The following is a 24,688-nucleotide window of genomic DNA, read 5'->3' as shown; positions in this document are numbered from 1 at the left end:
ACGTCAGCCAGCAGCGCGTTGCTGTCCGGAGTCGGGAATCTGATGCGGCGCGTGCAGGCGCGCTTCAAGGGTGCGGGTGAAGGCGAGGGCCTCGGCTTCACTGCGAAATGTCACGGCGTGCTGGTCCAGACGAACCTGCCATTGGGACTTTGCCACTTCTTTTATCAGGATCTTCATTGCTGACCTCCCTTGCGTAAAAGATGTATCGCAGAGGCTTCGAGTGTAGACCTGAATACGATCGCATTTGTGACAACGGAGAAGCATCTGACTGACGGCAAAAATCAGCGCCAGCCCTTGAATGGTCTGGCGCTGATTGCGGGCCTTCGGATTCTTAGAAACTTTCTAAAACAATTTTCCCCTTGGCTTTGCCACTTTCCAGCAACTCATGCGCGCGACGCAGGTTCGCCGCGTTGATCGTGCCGAAATGCTCGCCCACCGTAGTCTTCAACGTCCCCGCATCAATCAACTCGGCCACGCGGTTGAGCAGTTTGTGTTGTTCGATCATGTCCGGGGTTTCGAACAGCGAGCGGGTGTACATGAACTCCCAGTGCAGCGACAGGCTCTTGCGCTTGAGCTTGCTCACGTCCAGCGACTTCGGATCGTCGATCAACGCCAGTTTGCCTTGCGGTGCCAGCGCCTCGACCAGTTGATCCAGGTGCAGATCAGTCTGGGTCAGGCTGGCGACATGGGTCACGTGATCGATGCCGGCGCGTTTCAGTTCTTCGCTCAGCGGCTGGCTGTGGTCGATCACCAGGTCGGCGCCCAGCTCCGTCACCCAGTCGCGAGTCTGTGCACGGGATGCGGTGCCGATGACCTTGAGCCCGGTCAACTGGCGGGCCAGTTGGGTGAGGATCGAACCGACGCCGCCAGCGGCGCCGACGATCAGCAGGCTTTGACCTTCATCGGTCTTGCCCTCACGGATCTGCAGGCGTTCGAACAGCAGCTCCCACGCGGTGATCGCGGTCAGCGGCAGCGCAGCAGCTTCGGCGAAGCCGAGGGATTTCGGCATGTGGCCAACAATGCGCTCATCGACCACGTGCAGCTCGCTGTTGCCACCGGCACGGGCGATGGAGCCGGCGTAAAACACTTTGTCGCCGGCCTTGAACAGCGTCACTTCACTGCCGACGGCCTTGACCACACCGGCGACGTCCCAGCCCAGCACTTTTGCTGCGCCGTTTTCCGGCGCCACGTTCTGCCGCACCTTGGTGTCGACCGGGTTGACCGAGATGGCTTTGACTTCCACCAGCAGGTCGCGCGGCCCGGCGACCGGCTCCGGCAGTTCGATGTCTTGCAGGGATTTTTCGTCGCTGATCGGCAGGGAGGCGTAATAGGCGATGGCTTTCATGACTTGCTCCGTAACGGTAATAGAAGAAGGGCTCAGGCGATGGCGCCCAGACGTTTCAATTGGAAGTGTTCGATGCAGTGGCCGGCGGTGGCCTGGAAGTTCTGAAAATGCGCGCTGGCGTTGTGCGCCTGGAGGATTTCCTCGCTGGCCCAATGTTCGATCACATAAAAAGTCAGCGGATCGGCCAGGTCGCGGTGCAGGTCGTACTGGCTGCAACCCTCCTCGGCGCGGCTCGGTTCAACCAGTGCGCGCAGGGCGTTTTCGAGGGTGTCCTGCTGGCCGGGTTTGGCGATCAGGGTGGCGATGGCGGTGAATGCTTGGGACATGTTTGGCTCCAGTCGCGGGATAAATTCGCTTGAGCAGATCATTGGCTATTTCTCGGCACGATAAAACCGGCTAAAAGAGCAGTCTCTTTCAATATTTTTTTGATAATCGAGGCTGAGAATGCTGCGTTTCGACGATTTGCAGTTGTTCGTTCGTGCGGCGGATCTCGGCAGCCTGTCTGCGGCGGCGCGGGTGATGGACATGTCTGCCGCGGTGGCCAGCGCCGCGCTCAAACGTATCGAACAGCAACTGGGTGTGCGTCTGCTGGCGCGCTCGACCCGCAGCCTGCGCCTGACTGCCGAGGGCGAAGGCTTTCTCGAATATGCCCGGGCCGCGTTGAGTTCGCTGGACGAAGGCCGGCGATTTCTCTCCAGTGCGCAGGATCAGGTCAGCGGCATCCTGCAGTTGTCGGCGCCTTCGGATTTCGGCCGCAACCTGTTGTTGCCATGGCTCGACGAGTTTCAGCGCGAGCATCCGAAACTGACCGTGCGCCTGTTGCTCGGTGATCGCATCGCCGACCTGTTCCGCCAGCCGGTGGACATCGCCTTGCGTTATGGCGAACCGGAGGACTCGAGTCTGGTCGCCTTACCCATCGCCCCGGACAATCGCCGCGTGCTTTGCGCATCTCCAGCGTACCTGGCGCGCCACGGTGAGCCGCGTCAGCTCGAACAACTGGCGCAGCACAATTGCCTGCTGTACATGCTCGGCAGCCGGGTACACGACCATTGGAGTTTTCATGACGGCAAACGTGAAGTCGGGCTGACGGTCAGTGGCGATCGCTTCAGCGATGACGCCGACGTCGTGCGGTTGTGGGCGGTGGCGGGGGCAGGAATCGCCTACAAGTCGTGGCTCGATGTCGGCGCGGATGTCCTCGCCGGACGCCTCAAAGTGTTGCTGCCGGAACTGCTCTGCGAGCGTGCTCCGCTGAATCTGTTGTGCGCCCATCGCGCACAATTGAGTAAGCCGGTGAACCTTTTGAGGGAAATGCTCGCCAGCCGATGCGCCGAATTGAGTAGTCAATTTCCCCATTTCCCGAAAGTTGATCATTAGTCGCAGGCAATTAGCGAAATTTCTCTCAGGAACTATCACCATTCGTGTCAGCCACGGCGCAGGAAGCGGCGTGCATCCCGCTTATACTAGCCACCGCCTCAAACCTGCACCGATAACCGGCCAGGACAGAATCCGGCCGGTTTTTGCAGGGCCGGGCGAGCGCTGCACAAACGCCGCGGACACGCCATTGACGGGGGCAGCAGCACTGGCCTGGCGTGCTCCGGTTCATGGCGTTTTACCCGTCTTGGCCGACGACCCATTAGTGGTCAAGATGTCTTCGAGCAGTAGACGATACGATTCAACAGGGAGTGAATACATGGAACATGCACCTTGCATCAGCCAGATCGCCACGCTGCTGGCCGACCCCAAGCGCAGTGCGATGATGTGGGCGTTGATGGATGGCTCGGCCCGCCAGACCGAAGAGCTGGCGCTGCTGGCAGGGTTGTCGCCATCCTCGGCCAGTGCGCATCTGGGGCGTTTGTCCGGCGGGGGCCTGTTGAAGGTCGAGGTTCGCGGGCGCAAGCGCTTTTTCCGCCTGGCTGCCCCGGAAATCGCAGCGGCCATCGAAGCTCTGGCCAGCGCCACGATCGCCAGCGCACCGCGGGACATTCCTCACGTATTCAAACGCTCGACGCCGAGCGCCAATCCCCAGACCGCGCCGTCTTCGCTGCTGCGTGCGCGCTTTTGCGATGACCATTTGGGGGGCACGCTGGCCGCCGATCTGTATCAGCGTCTGCTCGATGCCGGCTGGCTCGAACAGATCGAGCAGCGGGTCGTGGTGACGCTCAAAGGCTCGACACAACTGGCCAACCGCGGGGTGTTCATTCAGGCCCTCGCCCATCGCAAGGCCCAGGTGGCGTGCGCGTGTCCCGACTGGAGCGAACGTCGCCCGCACCTGGGCGGCTCACTCGGCGCGGCGGTGCTGCAACTGTTCATGCAGTCCGGCTGGCTGGCGCTGCCCAAGGACTCCCGCGCGTTGCAGGTGACCCCGGCCGGGCAACGGGAAATCCACCGTTTCGCCAAGGAAACCGAGCTGGAATTGGCGTAGTAGAGCGTTCGCCGGCCGACACTTCGACGCTGGCGTCGCCTGTGACTGCGAACAGGTCGTATCCAGAAAAAGCGCTGAGGCGTAATCCCGCACACTCGATCCGCACACATTGTGGAGGGGGGATGGGACATGGATACGCGAAACTTCAGCGCGGCAGAACGCCTGGAACGGCTACCGCTCAGCGGTTATCACCGGGGCATTTTCATCATCATCGCCCTGGCGTTCTTTTTCGATTCCATGGACCTGGCCATGATGACGTTCCTGCTCGGCTCGATCAAAACCGAGTTTGGCTTGAGCAGTGCGCAAGCGGGCCTGCTCGCCAGTTCGAGTTTCTTCGGCATGGTGCTGGGGGCGTCGCTGTCGGGCATGCTCGCCGACCGCTTCGGGCGCAAACCGGTGTTCCAGTGGAGCATCGTGCTGTGGGGCGTGGCCAGTTACCTGTGTTCGACCGCGCAAACGGTGGAGAGCCTGACGCTGTTCCGCATCCTGCTCGGAATCGGCATGGGCATGGAGTTTCCGATTGCGCAGTCGATGCTGTCCGAGCTGATCCCGGCGCAACGACGCGGGCGTTACATTGCGTTGATGGACGGTTTCTGGCCGTTGGGTTTTGTCGCAGCCGGGGTGCTGTCGTACTTCCTGCTGCCGTTGATTGGCTGGCGCGACATCTTTCTGGTGTTGGCGGTGCCGGCGGTATTCGTGCTGGCGATCCGGTTCTTTATCCCCGAATCACCACGCTGGCTGGAACAGGCCGGACGCCATGCAGCGGCGGACAAGGTCCTGAACGCCATCGAGGCGCGCGTGCGTACATCGCTCGGTGTCGCGACGCTGCCGGAGCCGGTGCGCCTGCCAAGGACAGTGACGCCGCCGGGTAACTTCTTCTCGGCGCTCAAGCAGATCTGGTCGCCACAATACCGCCAGCGCACGACGATGATCTGGAGCCTGTGGTTTTTCGCCTTGCTCGGGTTTTACGGACTGACATCGTGGCTCAGTGCGTTGTTGCAACAGTCGGGTTTTGCCGTGACCCAGTCGGTGTATTACACCGTGTTGATATCGCTGGGCGGGATTCCCGGGTTTCTGATGGCGGCGTGGCTGGTGGAACGCTGGGGGCGCAAGCCGGTGTGCATCGTGACGTTGCTCGGCGGCGGTGTGATGGCGTTTCTCTACGGGCAGAGCGCGGTGTTCGGCGGCAACGTCGCGTTGCTGATCAGCTCCGGGCTACTGATGCAGTTTTTCCTGTTCGGCATGTGGGCAGTGCTCTACACCTACACGCCGGAGTTATACCCGACCTCAGCGCGCGCCACCGGCTCGGGCTTTGCCTCGGCGATTGGCCGCGTTGGTTCGTTGCTCGGGCCGTTTGTGACCGGGTTGGTGTTCCCGATTACCGGGCAGGGTGGGGTGTTTGCGCTGGGGGCGCTGTGCTTTGCGATTGCGGCGGGGGTGGTGTGGCTGTTCGGGATGGAGACGCGGGGCAGGACGCTGGAAGAGCTGACTGAAACCGAAACTGCCAGCTGAGCACGGACTCAATGTGGGAGCGGGCTTGCTCGCGAAAGCGGTGTGTCATTCAACCAATATGTCGACTGACACACCGCTTTCGCGAGCAAGCCCGCTCCCACAGGGGATTTGCGTAGTGCTTACGGTTTTACCAGGCGCGCATCCAGGCTGTTCTGCGCCAGGCGCTTGGCCTGATCCTGGGTCATGCCCAAGTGCTCATGCAGCGCATGGAAGTTCTCGGTGACGTAGCCGCCGAAGTACGCCGGGTCATCGGAGTTGACGGTGACCTTCACCCCACGCTCGAGCATGTCGAGGATGTTGTGCTGCGACATGTGATCGAACACGCAGAGCTTGGTGTTCGACAGTGGGCACACGGTCAGCGGGATCTGCTCGTCGATGATCCGCTGCATCAGACGCTCGTCTTCGATGGCGCGTACGCCATGGTCAATGCGCTGGATTTTCAGCAGGTCGATAGCCTCCCAGATGTACTCCGGCGGGCCTTCTTCACCGGCATGGGCGACGGTCAGGAAGCCTTCGTCACGGGCGCGGTCGAACACACGCTGGAACTTGCTTGGCGGGTGACCCATCTCGGAACTGTCGAGGCCGACGGCGACAAACGCATCACGGAACGGCAGCGCCTGATCGAGGGTTTTCTGTGCTTCGTCTTCGCTCAGGTGGCGCAGGAAGCTCAGGATCAAACCGCTGGTGATGCCCAGTTGCTGCTCGCCATCCTTGAGTGCCGCGGCGATGCCGTTGAGCACTACTTCGAACGGGATGCCACGGTCGGTGTGGGTCTGCGGGTCGAAGAACGGTTCGGTGTGAATCACGTTCTGCGCTTTGCAGCGCAGCAGGTAGGCCCAGGTCAGGTCGTAGAAGTCCTGCGAGGTGCGCAGCACGTCGGCGCCCTGGTAATACAGGTCGAGGAATTCCTGCAGGTTGTTGAAGGCGTAGGCCTTGCGCAGGGTTTCGACATCGCTCCACGGCAGGGCGATCTTGTTGCGTTCGGCCAGGGCGAACAGCAACTCAGGCTCCAGCGAGCCTTCCAGATGCAGGTGCAGTTCGGCCTTGGGCAGGGCGTTGAGCCAATCGTACATATTCTTTTCTCATCAGGTGCAGATGGCGGCCATTCTACAGATGCGCGCCGAAACAATTGGCAAAACCTGACCAAGCGATCCATCACACCGCTTGCGGCTCGCGACGATAGGCGTAGGTATCGGCGAAGCGCGACAGCAGGAATTCGGCGCAGGTGGTGGTCGGATATTTCGCCGGATGCTGTGCGTCCTGGCAACCGGGCAGGCATTCGATACGGGTGTCCGGATGCGGCTCGGCGAAGAACGGCATCGAATAGCGATCCACCCCCAGCGGACTGATCACCCGGTGCGGCGTCGAGCGATAACGGTCATTGCTCCAGCGCGCCATCATGTCGCCGAGGTTGACCACGAAGGTGCCGTCAATCGGTGGCGCGTCGATCCATTCACCTTTGACGCTCTTCACTTGCAGGCCGCCAGCGCTGTCCTGATAGAGCAGGGTGATGCAGCCATAATCGGTGTGCGCTCCGGCGCCTTGCTGCTCGGCGCTGCTGGCAGTGTGGCGCGGCGGGTAGTGGATCATCCGCAGCACACTGACCGGCTGATGGAAGCGAGTGTCGAAGAAGTCGCGTTCGATGCCCAGCGCAATCGTCATCGCACGCAACAGGGTTTGTGCAAGCGCCTGCATGTCGAGGTAGTGCTGCTCCATCAGCGCTTCCCAACCGGCGATTGGCGGATGACGGTTGGGCCCGCGCAAGGGTTTTTCCGCGAGCACCTCGGGATGATTCGCCGGCAAGTGCAAGCCCATGTCGAAGGTTTCTTTGAGGTCGCTGGGTTTGTCCGGGTCGAGCTGTTCGGTGGCGATCGCACCGTAGCCGCGATGGTGGCGGGTCTGGGTGATATCGATCTGGAGTTTTTCTTCTGCCGGTAGCGCAAAAAAACGCTGGGCGTGGTCGAGCAGCGAGTCGATGCGCTGCGCGGAAATCGGATGGCCCTTGATGTAGAAAAAGCCCCATTCGCGGCAGGCTTGGTCGATCTTTTCCGCCACGGCAGGCCAGGCGTTTTGGTCGTCGCTATAGAGCGGGCTGATGTCGATGATCGGGAGCTGATCCATACACAATCCTAAAGAACGCTGAAGAACCATTGTAGGAGTGAGCCTGCTCGCGATAGCGGTGTGTCATTCAACATCATCGGTGACTGACACACCGCTTTCGCGAGCAAGCCCGCTCCCACAGGGGAAGGGTGGTGGGGCCGGGATTACTTCGGCATCTCGGCCTTCATCCCTTCCACGTAATAGTTCATCGACGCCAATTCGGCATTGGTTGCGCTCACCCCAGCAGGGATTTTCTCCACGCCGGCCTGATCCTTGATCGGCCCGGTGAACGGTTGCAGCGTACCGCTCTTGATGTCGGCAATGATCTGCTCGGCCTCGGCTTTCACCGGCGCCGGTACCAGGTCGCTGATCGGCAGTTCAACCGTGCCTTCCTTCAACCCGCCCCAGTAATCCTGGGATTTCCAGCTGTGGTCGATCACGCTTTGCGTGGCTTGAATGTAGTGCGGCGCCCAGTCGTTGACGATCGAGGTCAGCACCGCTTTCGGGCCGAAGTGCGCCATGTCCGAGGCGTAACCCACGGCGTACACGCCACGCCGTTCGGCGGCCTGGATCGGCGCCGGGCTGTCGGTGTGCTGGAACACCACGTCCACACCCTGATCGATCAGCGCGTTGGCGGCATCGGCTTCCTTGCCCGGGTCGAACCACGAGTTGACCCACACCACCTTGATTTCGGTGCCAGGGTTGTACTTGTTCAGCGCCAACTGGATCGCGTTGATGTCGCGGATCACTTCCGGAATCGGGAACGAGGCGACGTAACCGACCTTCTTGCTCTTGGTCATCTTCGCCGCGAGAAAACCGCCGACATAACGACCCTCGTAGGTGCGCGCCAGATAGGTGCCGAGGTTCTTGTCCTGCTTGTAGCCGGTGGCGTGTTCGAAGGTCACCTTGGGAAACTGTTTGGCGACTTTCAGCGTCGGGTTCATGTAGCCGAAGGAGGTGGTGAAGATCAGGTCGTAGTTGTCCTTGGCCATGTTGCGGATCACCCGTTCGGCGTCGGCGCCCTCGGCCACGTTCTCGACGTAATTGGTGCTGATCTGCGCGCCGAATTTCTCCGCCAGTGCCTTGCGCCCCTGTTCATGCTGATACGTCCAGCCGTGGTCGCCGATCGGGCCGATGTAGACGAAACCCACCTTCAGCGGATCGGCAGCGCTGGCGCTCAGGCTGATCCCCAGACCGATGGCGGCGCACAGCAGTTTATGCAGCGGACGTATTTGCATGAATTGGAGCTCCATTTTGTTGTGTGTGGACAGGGGCAATGCAAATTGCTGACCAACAGGACAACAAACAATCCGAAACCGAGGCGCGGCCTTCGCGAGCAAGCCCGCTCCCACAGGGGAATGCATTCCAAATGTGGGAGCGGGCTTGCCCGCGAAGAGGCCGGCAGGAACGATAAAAGTGCATGGTTGAAACCAGCTGCCATCGGCTGGTGCGCTAAGGTGTAACGAAACGTTAGCGCCACGCCGCAGTCAGTAGCTCATTCGAACCTCTCGGCAAAAAGGCCCGCCATGCTCACGATCCTCAAGCAAGAAAGCTTTCTATTGCTGGCAGTGATTGCCGCGTGCATCGCCTATCCGCTGGAACACTGGATGCTGCAAAGCGGACAGATCGTCGCGCTGATTTCTGGCCTGGTGCTGATCGCCTTCATCGTCGCCGCGTCGATGCGCGTCGCCCATCATGCCGAACTGCTCGCGGAAAAAGTCGGCGACCCCTACGGCACGATGATCCTGACCCTCGCTGCGGTGCTGGTGGAAGTGGTGATCCTGGCGATCATGATGAGCAACGAGGCGTCCGCCACACTGGTGCGTGACACGATTTATTCGGCGGTGATGCTCGACATCAACGGCATCCTCGGCCTCGCCGCGTTGATGGGCGGGCTCAAGCACGGCGAGCAGTCGTACAACGATGATTCGGCGCGCAGCTACAGCGTGATGATCCTCACCGCGATGGGCGTGTCGATGGTGGTGCCGGAGTTTATTCCGGCGGCCAACTGGAAGATTTACTCGGCGTTCACCATCGGTGCGATGGTAGTGCTTTATGCGTTGTTCCTGCGCATGCAGGTCGGCCCGCACAGCTACTTTTTCAGCTACAGCTACCCGGACAAGCGCCGCAAGAAAGCACCGGTGGAGGATGAGTCGAAACCGCTGAGCCTGACCTGGTCGATCGGCATTCTGGTGTTCGGGGTGGTGGTGATCGGCGCACTGGCCGAAGTGATGTCCAAGACCCTTGATCTGGGCCTGGAAGGCACGGGCGCACCGCCAGTGATCACGGCGATTCTGGTGGCGGCGATTTCCGCGGCGCCGGAGATTCTGACGGCGTTGCGTGCCGCGTTGGCCAACCGTATGCAGTCGGTGGTGAACATTGCGATGGGCGCGTCACTGTCGACGGTGATCCTCACCGTGCCGGTGATGGAAGCGATGGCGCTCTACACCGGCCAGCCGTTTCAGATGGCGATGACCCCGGTGCAGACGGTGATGATCTTCATCACGCTGATCGTCAGTGCGATCAACCTGAATGACGGCGAGACCAATGCGATCGAGGGCATGACGCACTTTGTGCTGTTTGCGACGTTCATCATGCTCTCCCTGCTGGGCCTTTAAGGACATACACAAATCCAAATGTGGGAGCGGGCTTGCTCGCGAAAGCGGTGTGTCAGGCAGGCTAAATCTGAATGACACGACGCCTTCGCGAGCAAGCCCGCTCCCACAGGGTTTAGTGTTGGGATCAGGTCCCGGCGATCAACTGGCGAGCCGCCTGGCTGTGATCAGCGATCAGGCCCTTCAGATCCAGCCCTTCAACCTGGCCATCAATCACCCGCCACTTGCCGCCAATCATCACCCGATCCGCACGATCGGCACCGCACAACAACAGCGCCGAAATCGGATCATGGCTGCCCGAGAAGCGCAGCTCATCCAGCTTGAACAACGCCAGATCCGCCTGCTTGCCCACCGCCAGCTCACCAATGTCGGTACGCCCCAACAGGCTCGCCGAGCCCTTGGTCGCCCAGCCGAGCACGCGCTCCGGGGTGATTTTTTCCGCGCCATAACGCAGACGCTGGATGTACAGCGCCTGCCGCGCTTCGAGGATCATGTTCGACGCGTCGTTGGAGGCCGAACCGTCCACGCCCAGACCGAACAACGCGCCGGCATCGGTCAAGTCGATGCTCGGGCAGATGCCGGAGGCCAGACGCATGTTCGAACTCGGGCAATGGCAGATACCGGTGCGGGCCTGACCGAGGCGAGCGATTTCGTCCGGGTTGAAGTGGATGCCGTGAGCCAGCCAGGTGCGTGGTCCGAGCCAGCCGACGCTGTCCAGATAATCCACGGTGCGCAGGCCGAAACGCTGCAGGCAGAAATCTTCTTCGTCGAGGGTTTCGGCCAGATGGGTGTGCAGGCGCACGTCGAGTCTGTTCGCCAGTTCGGCGCTGGCCGACATGATTTCCGGGGTCACCGAAAACGGCGAGCACGGTGCCAGGGCGATCTGGATTTGCGCGCCGTCACCGCGCTCATGGTACTCATGAATCAGCCGCTGACTGTCGTCGAGAATCACCTGACCTTCCTGCACGGTCTGCTGCGGCGGCAGACCGCCGTCCTTCTCGCCGAGGCTCATCGAACCGCGGGTGAGCATGGCGCGCATGCCCAGTTCCCGCACGGTGTCGACTTGCACGTCGATGGCGTTTTCCAGACCGTCCGGGAACAGGTAATGGTGGTCGGCGGCGGTGGTGCAACCCGACAGCAGCAATTCAGCCAAAGCCACTTTCGTCGCGAGGGCAAGTTTTTCCGGGGTCAGCCGCGCCCACACCGGGTACAGGGTTTTCAGCCACGGGAACAACGGCTGATTGACCACCGGCGCCCAGGCGCGAGTCAGGGTTTGATAGAAATGGTGATGGGTGTTGATCAGGCCCGGCAGGATCACATGCTCGCGGGCATCGAACACTTCATTGCATGGCGCGGACGGTTGCTGACCGGCAGCGAGCACTTCGACGATCACGCCGTCTTGCAGCACCAGACCGCCACGGGCATCGAGCGCGTTGGCCGTGAAAATGGCGAGGGGATTTTTTAACCAGGTACGGGTCGCAGGCATTGTGGCCGGCTCCTCTGAAAGTTGGGTTCAGGGTTGCCAGCTCAGTGTTGCCCTGTCTGCTGATCCAGGGTCGCCGCGAAGGACGAGGTGCGGAGTTTCAAACAAATCGCCGGATCGGGCAAGCCCAACCCGACGGCCAACATACACTGCCTCTGTGGGAGCGGGCTTGCTCGCGAAAGCGTCGTGTCAGTCAATAGATCAGTTACCTGACATACCGCATTCGCGAGCAGGCTCGCTCCCACATTGGGATCTTCAGTGTTTACCAGGGAATGGTTTCACCCTTGTAGTTGATGAAGTGATGCCCGCCCTTGCCGGTATACGCATTCACCTGATCAATCAGCCCGCGAGTGCTGGTCTCCACATCCAGGTCAGCCCCTTCGCCGCCCATGTCCGTCTTCACCCAGCCCGGATGCAGCGACAGCACGGTGAGTTTCTGTTCGCCCAACTGGGTGACGAAACTGTTGGTCATCGAATTCAGCGCGGCCTTGCTCGCCTTGTACAGCGCCAGCTCCGGCGCGTCCGGTACGGTGACGCTGCCCAGGCCGGAACTCATGAACGCCAGCACGCCGCTGCCGTCGCGGATCTGTCCGACGAAGCGCTGCGCGAGGTTGATCGGCGCCACGGCGTTGGTGAAAAACAGCTGGCCAACTTCGGCCAGTGTCGCGCCGCCTGGGGTTTGCACCTCCGGACCTTTGACCCCGGCGTTGACGAACAGCAGGTCGAAGGTCTCGCCCTTGAGCTGTTGGCTCAGGGCGATCACTGCTTGCTGGTCGTCCATGTCGAGTTTCTCGATCCGCACGTTACCCAGCGCTTGCAGCGCCTCTGCCTTTTGCGGATTGCGCACGGTGGCGGTCACTTGCCAGCCGTCAGCCAGCAGGGTTTTCACCAGCCCGAGGCCCAAGCCACGGGAGGCGCCGATGATCAGTGCGTTTTTTGCCTGGGACATGACGGGATTCCTTGAAAGTTACGGTTCATGGATTCAATGGACACGCCTGACCGAGCCGTTGTTGCAACTCTCGTCGCAACACATCGAGTTCGCTCATGCGGGTTTCGATCAATTGCAGTTTGTCGCGCAGCAGTTGCGCCACGGCGTTTTCCGGGTCGGGCGCGTTCCACAACGCGGCGACGCTGTTGCCGATTTCGCCGAGGGTAAAACCCAGGCGCTGCGCGGTTTTGATGTAGAGCACCAGTTGCAGCATTTCCGGCGGGTAGTCGCGGTAACCGTTGGCACTGCGTTGCGCCGCGATCAGCCCGCGCTGCTCGTAGAAGCGCAAGGTATCGCGGCTGACGGCACTGGCCTGGGCTAATTCACCGATGCGCATGCGGGGTCTCAAAAAGAGGTATTGACCCTGGAGCATACTCCAGGCTTTACCGTGGTTGCTCCTCAAATTTTGGAGCAAGGACGATGTGGACTTCGACCCAGTATCGAAACGTGGTGCGCGGCAGCGCCTGGTATGACCTGATCGTCACGGCCGCGTTTGCCACGCCGTGGAGTTTTGCCGCGTTGCATGGGGCGTTGACGGCGCTGAGTCAGGCGCTGGATTTGCCCGGTGAACTGCCGGCGTTCGCGCCGGCGCATATGCTGATGGCGAATCTGTTGGGTTCGGTGGTGTGCGTGTGGGCGGTGCTGCGGATTCGTGATCCGCAGGCGCTTTATGGGCGCTATGACGCGGTGGCGCGGTTGCTGTTTGCGGCTTGGCAGGGGTATGCCTTGGCCCATGGCGCCAGCTCGTTGCTAGTGGTTTTTCTGGTTTTTGAACTGGCGTGGGGCGTGGCTCAGGTGTTGCCCGTTCGGACGCCTTCGCGAGCAAGCCCGCTCCCACAGGGTTAGTGTCGTTCGCGAAATGTGTGATCGCCGCAGAACCTGTGGGAGCGGGCTTGCTCGCGAAGAGGCCCTTGTAAACAACCATTAATGCCCGGCCTGCCACGGCTGCCCTAGCGAAACCGGCGCATACAACCGAGTCCGCACTGCATCCCGCGACAACAGCACCAACACCACAATCGTCGCCACATACGGCAGCATCGCCAGCAGACTCGACGGAATCGCCAGACCCAACCCCTGCGCCACCAGGTGCAGGATGCTGGCGAGGCCGAACAGGTACGCCCCGAGCAACAAGCGCCACACCCGCCAACTGGCAAACACCACCAGCGCCAGCGCAATCCAGCCGCGCCCGGCGGTCATGTTTTCGGCCCACATCGGCGTGTACGCCAGCGACAGATACGCCCCCGCCAACCCGGCCATCGCTCCGCCAAACAGTACCGCCAGTGTGCGCACGGTCAGCACCGGCAAGCCCATGGCACTGGCCGCATCCGGGTTCTCGCCAACGGCCTGAATGATCAAGCCGACACGACTTTTGATGATCACCCACGCCACCAGCGCAAACAGCGCGAACGACAGATACACCAGCAAATCCTGGGCAAACAGCATCCGGCCGATCAGCGGAATTTCGCTCAAGTATGGAATCGCCAAGGGCTCGAATCCGGCCAGCGGCTTGCCGACCCACGTCGCGCCGACAAAGGTCGACAGGCCCACACCGAAGATCGTCAGCGCCAGACCGGTCGCCACCTGATTGGCGTTGAACACCAGCGCCACCAGGGCAAACAGCGATGACAAGAGCATCCCCGCGAGCATCGCCAGCAACACGCCGAGCCACAGGTTGCCGCTGTTGAGGGCGACGATAAAACCGATCACCGCTCCAAACAGCATCATCCCTTCCTGTCCGAGGTTGAGCACGCCGCTCTTCTCGCAGATCAACTCACCCAGCGCCACCAACAACAGCGGCGTGCCGCAGCGCACCATGGCGTAGAAAATATTGCTCAGCAGATCGATATCCATCACAGCGCTCCGGCGGTTATGGCGGTGGTCGACGCGCGCCGTGCCCAGCGCAGTTTCAGGCGTGGCCGATAGAGAATCAGCACGTCGCAGGCCAGCAGGAAAAACAGCATCATTCCCTGGAATAGTTGTGTGATTGCTTGCGGCAGATTCAGGGTCATCTGCGCGCTCTCGCCGCCGATGTACAGCAGCGCCATCAGCAGGCTCGAGAACAGAATGCCAATCGGATTCAGCCGGCCGAGAAACGCTACGGTGATCGCCGCATAGCCGTACCCCGGCGAGACTTGCGGCACCAATTGCCCGATCGGCCCGGTGACTTCGCAGACCCCGGCCAGCCCGGCCAAACCACCGCTGATCAACAGCGCGAGCCAGATCAGACGTTTCTCGCGAAAACCGACAAACCCCGCCGCACGCTTGTCCAGACCGAGCACCTTGATCTGGAAACCGACAAAGCTTTTCTGCAACAACACCCACACCGCAACCAGCGCGAGCAGGGCGAAATACACCCCGGCATGCACCCGGCCATCCTCCATCAGCAGCGGCAGGCGACTGGCGTCGCCGAACATCGCCGACTCGGGAAAGTTGTAGCCGGCCGGATCCTTCAGCGGCCCGTGCACGCAGAACAGCAACAGGTTCAGCGCAATGTAATTGAGCATGATGCTGGTGAGGATTTCGTTGGCGTTGAAGCGCGTGCGCAGCCATGCCGTCAGCCCGGCCCAAGCGGCGCCGGCGCAGGTGCCGGTGAGCAGGATCAGCACCAGTGCCCAGCGGCTTTGCAGGTCGATGATGTTCACCGCCAAGGCGCTGCCGGCGAGTGCACCGAGGAGCAACTGACCTTCGGCGCCGATGTTCCAGATCCGCGCTTGATAAGCCACCGCCAGACCGAGTGCGCAGAGCAGAATCGGCAGCGCCTTGACCAGCAGTTCGGAGACGCCATACAGATCGCTGACCGGTGCGATCAACAGCGTGTGCAAAGTTTGCAGCGGGTCATGCCCCAGGGCGATGAACAGCAGCGAGCCGCAGCCGAGGGTCAGCAGCGCCGCCAGCAGCGGCGAGCACCACAGCATCAGGCGCGATTGCTGGCCACGGGGTTCGAGGGAAAGCAGCATGTTGGGAAAACTCCGTCAGGCCGTGGCCGATGAATGCGCGTGGTTGATGTGCCCGGCCATCCAGCCGCCGACATCGCTCAGCAGGGTGTCGGTGGTGTTCTGCAGCGGCGACAGACGCCCCGCGCACAGGGCGCCGAGGCGGTCGCTGATCTGGAACAGTTCGTCGAGGTCTTCAGAGATCACCAGGATCGCCGCGCCGGCATCGCGCAGGGCAATCAGTGCGCGGTGGATGATCGCCGCCGCACCCACGTCCACGCCCCAGGTCGGGTGCGCGGCGATCAGCAGTTTCGGTTGCTGAAGGATTTCCCGGCCAAGAATGAATTTCTGCAGATTGCCGCCGGACAGGCTGCGTGCGGCAGCGTGCGTGCCCGCGGTTTTCACCCCGAAACGCTGAATGATCTGCTGGGCAAGGGCTTCGACTTTGCCGCGCTCGATCAAACCGTTGCGCACCAGTCCCTGTTGAAAGGCCGTGAGCAAGGCGTTGTCGGCAAGGCTCAATTCCGGCACCGCGCCGTGGCCCAGGCGTTCTGCCGGGACAAATGCCAGACCGAGTTGGCGCCGCGCATCCGGGCGCAAATCGGCGACCGCTTGCCCGGCGAAACAAATGGTTGTCGCGCTGTCGCGGGGCAGGGTTTGTTCACCGCTGAGCAGCGCCAGCAACTCATCCTGTCCATTGCCCGCGACCCCGGCGATACCGACTATTTCGCCGCTGCGCACTTGCAGATTGATGTCGCTCAACGAGCAGCCGAAGGGATCGGGGTTGTGCCAGCGCAAACCGTTGACCCGTAGAAAGTCCGCGCCGCCGTTGACCTTCGGGTATTCGCCGATCAACGCCGCCGCTGCGCCGACCATCATCTGCGCCAACTGCTGATCCGAGCATTCGGCCGGCACGCAATGCCCGGCGACGCGCCCGCCGCGTAGAACCGTGGCGCTATGGCACAGGGCGCGCACTTCAGCGAGCTTGTGGCTGATGAATAGAATGCTGCAGCCCTCGGCGGCGAGGCGGCGCAGGGTGATGAACAGTTCGTCGGCCTCTTGCGGCGTCAGCACCGACGTCGGCTCGTCGAGGATCAGCAGGCGAATGTCCTGCATCAGGCAACGAATGATCTCCACCCGTTGCCGTTCGCCAATCGACAGGCTGTGGACAAGTCGCTCCGGCTCCAGCGCCATGCCGTAGCGGCGCGACACTTCGCGAATCTTCGGCTCAAGCTGTTTCGGCGTGCCAGCCTTGGCGCCCATTGCCAGAGCAATGTTCTGCGCGACGCTGAGGGTTTCGAACAGCGAGAAATGCTGGAACACCATGCCGATCCCCAACTGTCGGGCCTGCGCCGGGTTGCGGATATTTACGCGCTGCTCCTGCCAGAGCATCTCTCCCGCATCGGCCTGGGTGACGCCGTAGATGATCTTCATCAAGGTACTTTTGCCCGCGCCGTTCTCACCGAGCAGCGCGTGGATTTCCCCGGGCGCGATGCACAGGTCGATGGCGTCATTGGCCAGGCAACCGGGGTAGCGTTTGCTGATCTGGCGCAGTTGCAGGCGCGGCGTTGAATCTGGGCTTGGCATGACAGGCTCGACTGGCTTGGAGTTGTGCCTGTGGATAAAGCAATTTCCTGGCCATTGAGTCAGGAACCTCCGCATCCCTTGAGTGCGAACGGTTGGAGTAGGGCCTCGGCGGAAAGTCGGTGAATTCTTCGGCACCAATTGGGAGCAAAGGTGTTGATCAGGCTCCAGTTTTGCTCGCGGATATTTGGTTAAAAAACGAGCAAACTGTCGGGAGCTATGCAGAACCTGCGACTGCGCGAGTCATGAACGGGTTATCCACAGGTTGCTCCACAGTATTTGTGCGCAATCAGAAAACCTTGGCATAAGCGCGGGAGTGCTATCTCCCAATGGCGATAAACAGCTCTAACTGATTGTTTTTACGCGTAATTAAACTTTCTTCATGTGAATTGCGCGAAAAGTGAACAAATCCCGCAAAGCCACGTGACAGAAGGGTTACAGCGGAATGTACTCAGGTTATCCACAGTCGGGTGCACAGCAGATGTGGGCAAGTTATTGGAATAAAGGAATCCGTCGATGCCCTAAAAGATCGCAGCCTTCGGCAGCTCCTACAGGGAGAACACATTCCCAATGTAGGAGCTGCGGCACGCTGCGATCTTTTGCCCTTCTAACGCTGCAGCACAATCCGCCCACGGCTCAAATCCGCCAATTGCGTTTGCAGCAACTCGATCTGCGCCTCGCCCAGCGCCAACTGCAACTCCACGCCATTGGCGGTGAAGTTTTCTTCGACGATTAACCCACCCAGATCCGCCACCCGCAGCTTCACCAATGCCAATTCGGCAAAGCCGCAGGCGCAACTGAGCGGCACACGGCTGATCAACTCGACTTTCGCCGCCGCTTGCAGGCACTTGTTCGCGCCGCCGCCATAGGCCCGGGCCAAACCGCCGGTGCCCAGTTGGATGCCGCCATACCAACGGATCACCAGCACTGCGACCTGATCGCAATCCTGCGCCTCGATGGCCGCCAGAATCGGTCGTCCGGCGGTGCCGCCGGGTTCGCCGTCGTCGTTGCTGCGGTATTGCGCACCGAGCTTCCACGCCCAACAGTTATGCGAGGCGTTCAAGTCGCTGTGTTGTTCGAAGAACGCCTGCGCGTCGGCGGGGCTGCCGATCGGCGCCGCGAAGGTGATGAAGCGGCTCTTGCGAATCTCTTCGCGGTACTCGCAAAAACCGCTGAGGGTGAAAGGCATAAACGTCTTAAATAGTCGGGGTGAGGCCGCAGCCTTTGAGAATGATGCGGATCAGGTTGTTGCCGGCGTCTTCCATGTCCTGCCTGGTCAGCTTGCTGCGACCGCTGACGCGACAGATCTGCGTGGCGAAGTCGGCGTAATGCTGGGTGCTGCCCCACAGCAGGAAAATCAGGTGCACCGGATCCACCGGGTCCATCTTGCCCGCATCGATCCACGCCTGGAACACGGCCGCGCGGCCCTGGAACCAGGCGCGGTAATCCTGGTTGAAATACTCGGTCAGGCATTCGCCGCCACTGATCACTTCCATCGCAAAGATCCGCGAGGCCTGTGGCTGGCGGCGGGAGAATTCCATTTTGGCGCGAATGTAGCGGGTCAGCGCTTCGGCCGGATCGTCCTCGGCCGTCAGGGTGTTGAAGGTGCTGTCCCACAGTTCGATGATGTTGCTCAGCACCGCCACGTACAACCCCAACTTGTTGGTGAAGTAGTAATGCAGGTTCGCTTTGGGCAACCCGGCATTCTGCGCAATGGTGTTCATGCTGGTGCCTTTGTAACCGTGACGGGCGAACTCGTCTTCGGCGGCTTTGAGGATGGTCTCTTCGTTCTTCTGACGAATGCGGCTGGCGGGTTTGCCGCCATGAGCGGGGACTTCAAAGGTCATAGGCACTTCCGGTTTGTCTGTGGGTGCAACCAGTTGCGTTGATAACGCACCCACAGGCATCCGACAAGTCCTGATGCAATAAAACCGTTACGCCTGTTCGATCTTGTTCAGCGGCGCGGCGGATTCGACGCGGGTGGTTTTCGCCTCCGGCAGCAACAGACACAGGAAGATCGCGGTCAGGCCACCGCTGGTGATCGCCGAATCGAACAGGTTTTGCACCAGTTTCGGCAACAGGTGCAGCAGGTTCGGTTGCGCGGCAATACCCAGGCCGACGCCGAGTGAGGTGGCAATGATCAGCATGCTGCGTCGGTCCAGCGGCGACTGCGCGAGAATCCGCACCCCGGCCGCTGCTACGCTGCCGAACATCACCAGGGTGGCGCCGCCGAGCACCGGTTTCGGGATCTGCTGCAGCACCGCGCCGATCATGGGGAACAGGCCAAGACAAAACAGAATCGCGCCGATGTACAGCCCGACGTAGCGGCTGGCGACGCCGGTCAACTGGATCACGCCGTTGTTCTGCGCAAACGTGGTGTTGGGGAAAGCGCTGAAGGTGGCGGCGATCATGCAGCTGACGCCGTCACCGAGCACGCCGCCGCGCAGTCGGCTTATATAAGAGGGGCCGCTGATCGGCTGGCGGGCGAGCATGCAGTTGGCCGTGAGGTCGCCGACGGTTTCGATGGTGCTGATCAGATAAATCAGCGCAACGGGCAGGAAAGCCGTCCAGTCAAAGCTGAAACCGAACTTGAACGGTGCGGGAAGACTGACCAGGGGCAAGTCAGGCAACGACTGCGGAACCAGTTTGCCACTGAACCACGCGGCCAGACTGCCGAGCAGCAATCCGATGATGATTGCCGACAGCCGCACCCACGGCGTGTTCGAGCGATTGAGCAGGATTATCGTCAGCAACACGAACACACCCAGCGCCAGATTGCCCGGCGCACCGAAGTCCGGCGCATTGAAACCACCGCCCAGATCGGTGATGCCGACCTTGATCAGACTGACGCCGATCAGAGTAATAACAATCCCGGTTACCAGCGGCGTAACGACCCGGCGTAATTGACCGATGAAACGGCTGAGGACGATCTGCACCACGGCACCGAAAAAACACACGCCGAAGATCATCGCCAGAATGTCTTCCGGGCTGCCGCCACGCTGCTTGACCAGAAACCCGGCCGACAGCACCGCGCCGAGAAAGGCGAAACTGGTGCCTTGCAAGCAGATCATCCCGGCGCCGATGCCGAACGGCCTCCGCGCCTGAATAAAGGTGCCGACCCCGGAAACCATCAGCGCCATGCTGATCAAGTACGGCAGATGTGCGGTCAGGCCGAGGGCCGAGCCGATCACCAACGGCGGGGTGATGATGCCGACGAAACTGGCGAGCACGTGTTGCAGGGCGGCGAGGATCGCGGCGGGTGGTTTGGGACGATCGTCGAGGCCGTAGATCAGGTCGCTGGACGTTTCAGAATCTGGCTGCATGGCTGAGGGCTTCTTGTTCAGGGATCGAGTTCAGCCTTCACTGCAAAAACCTGTCCAATTGCTCAGCTTTCAGGGGTTGCGATCGCCAAATGTAGGAGCTGCCGAAGGCTGCGATCTTTTGATCTTGCTTTCAACGCGTCGCAGCGAGGCTTTCGAGAAAGCTCTCCAGCACCAAATGAGGGCGCCGTCCCTTGCGCGTGACCGATGCCAGACTCAAATCATAAAACCGCGTTGTCGATTTCAGCGCACGCAAGCGCCCCTGCTGCACCCACAGGCTGGCGTAGTGATCCGGCAGGTAACCGATATAACGCCCGGTCAGAATCAAAAACGCCATGCCCTCGCGGTCAGACGCACTGGCGGTGCAATTGAGCGCCTGATAATGCGCCTGAATCTCCGCCGGCAAACGAAACGTCGGCGCAATTGCGTCCTGACTATTAAGACGTTCGTCATCCAGTTGCTTGTCATCGACATAGAAAAGCGGGTGGCCGACCGCGCAATAAAGCAGCGAGCGTTCGCTGTACAACGGCTGATATTCCAGCCCCGACAGTGCGCTGGCCTGCGGCACCACGCCGACATGCAGGCGACCGTCGAGTACGCCTTGTTCGACTTCGTTGGGCGCGATCATGCGGATCTGGATCTGCACGTCCGGCCCGCGCTCCTTCAGCTGGGCGAGGGCATGGGTGATGCGCATGTGGGGCAGGGTGACGAGGTTGTCGGTCAGGCCGATGATCAGCTCGCCGCGCAGGTGCTGGTGCAGGCCGTTGACCTCGGTGCGGAAACTTTCCAGCGCACTCAATAGTTGCAGCGCCGATTGGTAAACCTCGCGGCCCTCTTCAGTCAGCGAAAACCCGGCGCGGCCGCGCTGACACAAGCGCAGGCCGAGGCGCTGTTCGAGATCGCTCATTTGCTGGCTGATTGCCGAGCGTCCGATGCCGAGCACGGTTTCCGCCGCCGAGAAGCCGCCGCACTCCACCACGCTGCGGAAAATCCGCAGCAGGCGAATATCAAAATCACTGACCTGGGCCAGTGGATCGGGGCGGCGGCTGCTCATGCTGTTGTTCTCATTGTTTAGCAGGCTTCTAACTGAAGGTTAGAAAAGTTGGATTTCACCGACTTTATCCGCGTGGCAATTTAGCTGCAACAACGCTTTTTATCTCCCTGATGCTTATGCCCTGCGAGGTTTTGCCCGATGAACATGCCTGAAAACGCGCCGTCGCCACTGGCCAGCCAACTGAAGCTGGACGCGCACTGGATGCCGTACACCGCCAACCGCAACTTCCAGCGCGATCCGCGTCTGATCGTCGGTGCCGAGGGCAGTTGGCTGTTCGATGACAAGGGCCGCAAGATCTACGATTCGCTGTCCGGTCTGTGGACCTGCGGCGCCGGGCACACCCGCAAGGAAATCCAGGAAGCGGTTTCCAAGCAACTGGGCACCCTCGATTACTCGCCAGGCTTCCAGTACGGCCACCCGTTGTCGTTCCAGTTGGCCGAGAAAATCACTGACCTGACTCCGGGCAACCTGAATCACGTGTTCTTCACCGACTCCGGCTCCGAATGCGCCGACACCGCGGTGAAAATGGTCCGTGCCTACTGGCGCCTGAAAGGTCAGTCGACCAAGACCAAAATGATCGGCCGTGCCCGTGGCTATCACGGCGTGAACATCGCCGGCACCAGCCTCGGCGGCGTCAACGGCAACCGCAAGCTGTTCGGTCAGGCGATGATGGACGTCGATCACCTGCCGCACACGCTGCTGGCCAGCAACGCATTCTCCCGTGGCATGCCGGAGCAGGGCGGTATCGCCCTCGCCGATGAACTGCTGAAGTTGATCGAACTGCACGACGCGTCGAACATCGCGGCGGTTTTCGTTGAGCCGATGGCCGGTTCCGCTGGTGTGCTGGTTCCGCCTCAGGGTTACCTGAAGCGTCTGCGCGAGATCTGTGATCAGCACAACATCCTGCTGGTATTCGACGAAGTGATTACCGGCTTCGGCCGCACCGGTTCGATGTTCGGCGCCGAGAGCTTTGGCGTGACCCCGGATCTGATGTGCATCGCCAAGCAAGTCACCAATGGCGCGATTCCGATGGGTGCAGTGATTGCCAGCTCCGAGATCTACCAGACCTTCATGAATCAGCCGACTCCGGAATACGCGGTGGAATTCCCCCACGGCTACACCTACTCGGCCCACCCGGTGGCGTGCGCCGCTGGCCTGGCGGCACTCGACCTGCTGCAAAAGGAAAACCTGGTGCAGAGCGTGGCCGAAGTCGCGCCGCATTTTGAAAATGCCCTGCACGGCCTGAAAGGTTCGAAAAACGTCATCGACATCCGTAACTACGGCCTGGCCGGTGCGATTCAGATCGCGGCTCGTGACGGCGACGCCATCGTGCGTCCATTCGAAGCCGGCATGGCCCTGTGGAAAGCCGGGTTCTATGTGCGCTTCGGCGGCGACACCCTGCAGTTCGGCCCAACCTTCAACAGCAAGCCGCAAGACCTCGATCGTCTGTTCGACGCGGTTGGCGAAGTGCTGAACAAGCTCGACTGATTTTTCCCTCTATATATACCTGCGAATAACAGGCGCCCCATGCGGGCGTCTGTACACAAGAATTCAGGAGTTTTCGATGAGCGTTATCCCGCATTTGATCAATGGCGAACTGGTGACCGAGAACGGTCGCGCGGTTGATGTGTTCAACCCGTCCACCGGTCAGGCGATCCACAAGCTGCCGCTGGCCACCCGCGAAACCATTCAACATGCAATCGACGCCGCCAAAGCTGCGTTCCCGGCATGGCGCAACACCCCTCCGGCCAAACGTGCTCAAGTGATGTTCCGTTTCAAGCAACTGCTGGAGCAGAACGAAGCACGCATCTCGCAATTGATCAGCGAAGAACACGGCAAGACCCTCGAAGACGCTGCCGGTGAACTGAAGCGCGGTATCGAGAACGTCGAGTTCGCCTGCGCTGCCCCGGAAATTCTCAAGGGCGAGTACAGCCGCAACGTCGGCCCGAACATCGATGCCTGGTCGGACTTCCAGCCACTGGGTGTGGTTGCCGGTATCACGCCGTTCAACTTCCCGGCGATGGTGCCACTGTGGATGTACCCGCTGGCGATCGTCTGCGGTAACTGCTTCATCCTCAAGCCGTCCGAGCGTGACCCAAGCTCGACGCTGCTGATCGCTCAATTGCTGATCGAGGCCGGTCTGCCCAAAGGCGTGCTGAGCGTGGTGCATGGCGACAAGACTGCAGTGGACGCGTTGATCGAAGCGCCGGAAGTCAAAGCATTGAGCTTCGTCGGCTCGACGCCGATTGCCGAGTACATCTACGCCGAAGGCACCAAGCGCGGCAAACGCGTTCAGGCACTGGGCGGGGCGAAGAACCATGCGGTACTGATGCCGGATGCGGATCTGGACAATGCGGTCAGCGCGCTGATGGGCGCAGCGTATGGTTCTTGCGGTGAGCGCTGCATGGCGATTTCGGTCGCGGTGTGTGTCGGTGATCAGGTGGCGGATGCGCTAGTGGCGAAACTGGTCCCTCAGATCAAGGCGCTGAAAATCGGTGCCGGCACTTCGTGCGGTCTGGACATGGGCCCACTGGTAACCGGTCAAGCGCGGGACAAGGTCAGCGGTTATGTCGATGACGGCGTGGCAGCGGGCGCAACCCTGGTGGTCGATGGTCGTGGCTTGAGCATTCCGGGTCATGAAGAGGGCTTCTTCCTCGGCGGCTGCCTGTTCGACAACGTCACCCCTGAAATGCGCATCTATAAGGAAGAGATCTTCGGGCCGGTGTTGTGCGTGGTCCGGGTCAACAGCCTGGAAGAGGCGATGAAGCTGATCAACGATCACGAATACGGCAATGGCACCTGCATCTTTACCCGTGACGGTGAAGCGGCGCGTCTGTTCTGCGACGAGATCGAAGTCGGCATGGTCGGCGTCAACGTACCGCTGCCGGTACCGGTTGCCTACCACAGCTTCGGCGGCTGGAAGCGTTCGCTGTTCGGCGACCTGCATGCCTATGGCCCGGATGGTGTGCGCTTTTACACGCGTCGCAAGGCCATCACTCAGCGCTGGCCGCAACGTGCGAGCCATGAAGCTTCGCAATTCGCGTTCCCTAGCTTGTAAGTAGAAGGCACGACGAAGGCCGACCTCTAGAGGTCGGCCTTCGTGTTTTCGGGGCTTTTTGACCGATATGACAGAAATGTGAAAAAAGCTGTTGACGGCAGATTCTGGAGGTCTATAATTCGCCCCACTTACGGCGCAGTCGAAACGGAAAACTCCTTGAAATTCAATGAGTTACGCATTTTTCGGCAGCGGGTTGCTTCAGTTCATCGAGGCATGGAAGGAGTTGAAAGAGCGGTGATGTTTGGCTCTTTTGACGGTTCGATCTTCTCGATCG

At 60.9% G+C, this 24,688-nt stretch carries 23 protein-coding genes; 7 read left to right on the top strand and 16 right to left on the bottom strand.

All coding sequences use genetic code 11. From position 1 onward, the window contains the following. Positions 1-3 precede the first annotated feature (3 nt). From NTD85_RS19030 to NTD85_RS19020, 3 genes are all read right to left on the bottom strand, one after another. Positions 4-177, bottom strand: a complete 174-nt coding sequence (locus tag NTD85_RS19030; protein ID WP_003221361.1) for a hypothetical protein — start codon at positions 175-177, stop codon at positions 4-6. A gap of 154 nt (positions 178-331) precedes the next feature. Continuing rightward, complete coding sequence (locus NTD85_RS19025; RefSeq protein ID WP_047291086.1) at positions 332-1,345, bottom strand: zinc-binding alcohol dehydrogenase family protein; 1,014 nt, start codon at positions 1,343-1,345, stop codon at positions 332-334. A 32-nt stretch (positions 1,346-1,377) separates the two neighbouring features. Beyond that, positions 1,378-1,671, bottom strand: coding sequence for a putative quinol monooxygenase (locus NTD85_RS19020; RefSeq protein WP_103484567.1), 294 nt, complete (start codon positions 1,669-1,671; stop codon positions 1,378-1,380). A gap of 118 nt (positions 1,672-1,789) precedes the next feature. Here NTD85_RS19020 and NTD85_RS19015 point away from each other — a divergent pair, with 118 nt between their 5' ends. From NTD85_RS19015 to NTD85_RS19005, 3 genes are all read left to right on the top strand, one after another. Continuing rightward, complete coding sequence (locus tag NTD85_RS19015) at positions 1,790-2,719, top strand: LysR family transcriptional regulator (RefSeq protein ID WP_007962958.1); 930 nt, start codon at positions 1,790-1,792, stop codon at positions 2,717-2,719. 316 nt (positions 2,720-3,035) lie between these two features. Further along, positions 3,036-3,767, top strand: coding sequence for an ArsR/SmtB family transcription factor (locus NTD85_RS19010; protein ID WP_003221367.1), 732 nt, complete (start codon positions 3,036-3,038; stop codon positions 3,765-3,767). Between the two features lie 129 nt (positions 3,768-3,896). After that, on the top strand, positions 3,897-5,279 hold the full coding sequence (locus tag NTD85_RS19005) for an MFS transporter (protein WP_262142920.1): 1,383 nt from the start codon (positions 3,897-3,899) through the stop codon (positions 5,277-5,279). A gap of 119 nt (positions 5,280-5,398) precedes the next feature. Here the strand turns inward: NTD85_RS19005 and NTD85_RS19000 are convergent, their stop codons facing one another. From NTD85_RS19000 to NTD85_RS18990, 3 genes are all read right to left on the bottom strand, one after another. Next, positions 5,399-6,352: an adenosine deaminase gene (locus NTD85_RS19000; RefSeq protein WP_103484564.1), complete on the bottom strand. Its 954-nt coding sequence runs from the start codon at positions 6,350-6,352 to the stop codon at positions 5,399-5,401. An 82-nt stretch (positions 6,353-6,434) separates the two neighbouring features. Next, on the bottom strand, positions 6,435-7,400 hold the full coding sequence (locus NTD85_RS18995) for a 2-oxoglutarate and iron-dependent oxygenase domain-containing protein (protein ID WP_262142919.1): 966 nt from the start codon (positions 7,398-7,400) through the stop codon (positions 6,435-6,437). 143 nt (positions 7,401-7,543) lie between these two features. Then, complete coding sequence (locus NTD85_RS18990; RefSeq protein ID WP_262142918.1) at positions 7,544-8,617, bottom strand: BMP family ABC transporter substrate-binding protein; 1,074 nt, start codon at positions 8,615-8,617, stop codon at positions 7,544-7,546. A gap of 288 nt (positions 8,618-8,905) precedes the next feature. On the opposite strand from NTD85_RS18990, the gene NTD85_RS18985 reads away from it, so the two are divergent. Continuing rightward, positions 8,906-9,997 carry a calcium:proton antiporter gene (locus NTD85_RS18985; protein ID WP_262142917.1) on the top strand — a complete coding sequence of 364 codons (1,092 nt, stop codon included), beginning with the start codon at positions 8,906-8,908 and terminating at the stop codon, positions 9,995-9,997. Positions 9,998-10,121: 124 nt separating this feature from the next. Here NTD85_RS18985 and NTD85_RS18980 read toward each other — a convergent pair whose 3' ends face one another. The 3 genes from NTD85_RS18980 to NTD85_RS18970 form a co-directional block, all read right to left on the bottom strand. Beyond that, complete coding sequence (locus NTD85_RS18980) at positions 10,122-11,480, bottom strand: 8-oxoguanine deaminase (protein ID WP_262142916.1); 1,359 nt, start codon at positions 11,478-11,480, stop codon at positions 10,122-10,124. A gap of 259 nt (positions 11,481-11,739) precedes the next feature. After that, positions 11,740-12,426: an SDR family oxidoreductase gene (locus NTD85_RS18975; RefSeq protein WP_003221379.1), complete on the bottom strand. Its 687-nt coding sequence runs from the start codon at positions 12,424-12,426 to the stop codon at positions 11,740-11,742. Between the two features lie 25 nt (positions 12,427-12,451). Further along, a complete protein-coding gene (locus NTD85_RS18970) occupies positions 12,452-12,802 on the bottom strand; it encodes a MerR family transcriptional regulator (protein WP_103484559.1) in 351 nt (116 codons plus the stop codon). Positions 12,803-12,885: 83 nt separating this feature from the next. Between NTD85_RS18970 and NTD85_RS18965 the strand changes: the two genes are divergently transcribed. After that, complete coding sequence (locus NTD85_RS18965) at positions 12,886-13,311, top strand: hypothetical protein (RefSeq protein ID WP_003221383.1); 426 nt, start codon at positions 12,886-12,888, stop codon at positions 13,309-13,311. A gap of 78 nt (positions 13,312-13,389) precedes the next feature. Here the strand turns inward: NTD85_RS18965 and NTD85_RS18960 are convergent, their stop codons facing one another. The 7 genes from NTD85_RS18960 to NTD85_RS18930 all read right to left on the bottom strand — a co-directional run bounded on the left by NTD85_RS18960 (position 13,390) and on the right by NTD85_RS18930 (position 21,356). Next, positions 13,390-14,316, bottom strand: a complete 927-nt coding sequence (locus tag NTD85_RS18960; protein WP_226499971.1) for an ABC transporter permease — start codon at positions 14,314-14,316, stop codon at positions 13,390-13,392. Continuing rightward, positions 14,316-15,422 (bottom strand): ABC transporter permease, encoded by a 1,107-nt coding sequence (locus NTD85_RS18955; RefSeq protein WP_262142915.1) that lies wholly within the window; start codon positions 15,420-15,422, stop codon positions 14,316-14,318. Before NTD85_RS18955 ends, NTD85_RS18960 begins: the two co-directional genes overlap by 1 nt. Before the next feature lie 15 nt (positions 15,423-15,437). After that, on the bottom strand, positions 15,438-16,985 hold the full coding sequence (locus tag NTD85_RS18950) for an ABC transporter ATP-binding protein (RefSeq protein WP_262142914.1): 1,548 nt from the start codon (positions 16,983-16,985) through the stop codon (positions 15,438-15,440). Positions 16,986-17,589: 604 nt separating this feature from the next. Next, the gene (locus tag NTD85_RS18945; protein ID WP_103484554.1) at positions 17,590-18,171 is read right to left on the bottom strand and encodes an IMPACT family protein; all 582 of its coding nucleotides are present in this window, start codon (positions 18,169-18,171) and stop codon (positions 17,590-17,592) included. A 7-nt stretch (positions 18,172-18,178) separates the two neighbouring features. After that, positions 18,179-18,829 carry a TetR/AcrR family transcriptional regulator gene (locus NTD85_RS18940; protein WP_262142913.1) on the bottom strand — a complete coding sequence of 217 codons (651 nt, stop codon included), beginning with the start codon at positions 18,827-18,829 and terminating at the stop codon, positions 18,179-18,181. Positions 18,830-18,916: 87 nt separating this feature from the next. Further along, positions 18,917-20,305 carry a uracil-xanthine permease family protein gene (locus NTD85_RS18935; RefSeq protein WP_262142912.1) on the bottom strand — a complete coding sequence of 463 codons (1,389 nt, stop codon included), beginning with the start codon at positions 20,303-20,305 and terminating at the stop codon, positions 18,917-18,919. A 130-nt stretch (positions 20,306-20,435) separates the two neighbouring features. Beyond that, on the bottom strand, positions 20,436-21,356 hold the full coding sequence (locus tag NTD85_RS18930; RefSeq protein ID WP_007968115.1) for a LysR family transcriptional regulator: 921 nt from the start codon (positions 21,354-21,356) through the stop codon (positions 20,436-20,438). A 138-nt stretch (positions 21,357-21,494) separates the two neighbouring features. Here NTD85_RS18930 and NTD85_RS18925 point away from each other — a divergent pair, with 138 nt between their 5' ends. Both NTD85_RS18925 and NTD85_RS18920 read left to right on the top strand, forming a co-directional pair. Beyond that, positions 21,495-22,844, top strand: coding sequence for an aspartate aminotransferase family protein (locus NTD85_RS18925; RefSeq protein WP_003221395.1), 1,350 nt, complete (start codon positions 21,495-21,497; stop codon positions 22,842-22,844). Positions 22,845-22,920: 76 nt separating this feature from the next. After that, complete coding sequence (locus tag NTD85_RS18920) at positions 22,921-24,414, top strand: CoA-acylating methylmalonate-semialdehyde dehydrogenase (protein WP_003221397.1); 1,494 nt, start codon at positions 22,921-22,923, stop codon at positions 24,412-24,414. Positions 24,415-24,688: the final 274 nt, after the last annotated feature.

The sequence above is a fragment of the Pseudomonas sp. 13B_3.2_Bac1 genome (assembly GCF_025466205.1).
Lineage (GTDB): Bacteria > Pseudomonadota > Gammaproteobacteria > Pseudomonadales > Pseudomonadaceae > Aquipseudomonas > Aquipseudomonas fluorescens_H.
This window is presented reverse-complemented; position numbering and strand designations above follow the sequence as displayed.

What these genes read in the sequence shown, in the direction of transcription:
- NTD85_RS19030 (WP_003221361.1), bottom strand. Translation starts at nt 177, where the DNA reads ATGAAGATCCTGATAAAAGAAGTGGCAAAGTCCCAATGGCAGGTTCGT.
- NTD85_RS19025 (WP_047291086.1), bottom strand. Translation starts at nt 1,345, where the DNA reads ATGAAAGCCATCGCCTATTACGCCTCCCTGCCGATCAGCGACGAAAAA.
- NTD85_RS19020 (WP_103484567.1), bottom strand. Translation starts at nt 1,671, where the DNA reads ATGTCCCAAGCATTCACCGCCATCGCCACCCTGATCGCCAAACCCGGC.
- NTD85_RS19015 (WP_007962958.1), top strand. Translation starts at nt 1,790, where the DNA reads ATGCTGCGTTTCGACGATTTGCAGTTGTTCGTTCGTGCGGCGGATCTC.
- NTD85_RS19010 (WP_003221367.1), top strand. Translation starts at nt 3,036, where the DNA reads ATGGAACATGCACCTTGCATCAGCCAGATCGCCACGCTGCTGGCCGAC.
- NTD85_RS19005 (WP_262142920.1), top strand. Translation starts at nt 3,897, where the DNA reads ATGGATACGCGAAACTTCAGCGCGGCAGAACGCCTGGAACGGCTACCG.
- NTD85_RS19000 (WP_103484564.1), bottom strand. Translation starts at nt 6,352, where the DNA reads ATGTACGATTGGCTCAACGCCCTGCCCAAGGCCGAACTGCACCTGCAT.
- NTD85_RS18995 (WP_262142919.1), bottom strand. Translation starts at nt 7,400, where the DNA reads ATGGATCAGCTCCCGATCATCGACATCAGCCCGCTCTATAGCGACGAC.
- NTD85_RS18990 (WP_262142918.1), bottom strand. Translation starts at nt 8,617, where the DNA reads ATGCAAATACGTCCGCTGCATAAACTGCTGTGCGCCGCCATCGGTCTG.
- NTD85_RS18985 (WP_262142917.1), top strand. Translation starts at nt 8,906, where the DNA reads ATGCTCACGATCCTCAAGCAAGAAAGCTTTCTATTGCTGGCAGTGATT.
- NTD85_RS18980 (WP_262142916.1), bottom strand. Translation starts at nt 11,480, where the DNA reads ATGCCTGCGACCCGTACCTGGTTAAAAAATCCCCTCGCCATTTTCACG.
- NTD85_RS18975 (WP_003221379.1), bottom strand. Translation starts at nt 12,426, where the DNA reads ATGTCCCAGGCAAAAAACGCACTGATCATCGGCGCCTCCCGTGGCTTG.
- NTD85_RS18970 (WP_103484559.1), bottom strand. Translation starts at nt 12,802, where the DNA reads ATGCGCATCGGTGAATTAGCCCAGGCCAGTGCCGTCAGCCGCGATACC.
- NTD85_RS18965 (WP_003221383.1), top strand. Translation starts at nt 12,886, where the DNA reads ATGTGGACTTCGACCCAGTATCGAAACGTGGTGCGCGGCAGCGCCTGG.
- NTD85_RS18960 (WP_226499971.1), bottom strand. Translation starts at nt 14,316, where the DNA reads ATGGATATCGATCTGCTGAGCAATATTTTCTACGCCATGGTGCGCTGC.
- NTD85_RS18955 (WP_262142915.1), bottom strand. Translation starts at nt 15,422, where the DNA reads ATGCTGCTTTCCCTCGAACCCCGTGGCCAGCAATCGCGCCTGATGCTG.
- NTD85_RS18950 (WP_262142914.1), bottom strand. Translation starts at nt 16,985, where the DNA reads ATGCCAAGCCCAGATTCAACGCCGCGCCTGCAACTGCGCCAGATCAGC.
- NTD85_RS18945 (WP_103484554.1), bottom strand. Translation starts at nt 18,171, where the DNA reads ATGCCTTTCACCCTCAGCGGTTTTTGCGAGTACCGCGAAGAGATTCGC.
- NTD85_RS18940 (WP_262142913.1), bottom strand. Translation starts at nt 18,829, where the DNA reads ATGACCTTTGAAGTCCCCGCTCATGGCGGCAAACCCGCCAGCCGCATT.
- NTD85_RS18935 (WP_262142912.1), bottom strand. Translation starts at nt 20,305, where the DNA reads ATGCAGCCAGATTCTGAAACGTCCAGCGACCTGATCTACGGCCTCGAC.
- NTD85_RS18930 (WP_007968115.1), bottom strand. Translation starts at nt 21,356, where the DNA reads ATGAGCAGCCGCCGCCCCGATCCACTGGCCCAGGTCAGTGATTTTGAT.
- NTD85_RS18925 (WP_003221395.1), top strand. Translation starts at nt 21,495, where the DNA reads ATGAACATGCCTGAAAACGCGCCGTCGCCACTGGCCAGCCAACTGAAG.
- NTD85_RS18920 (WP_003221397.1), top strand. Translation starts at nt 22,921, where the DNA reads ATGAGCGTTATCCCGCATTTGATCAATGGCGAACTGGTGACCGAGAAC.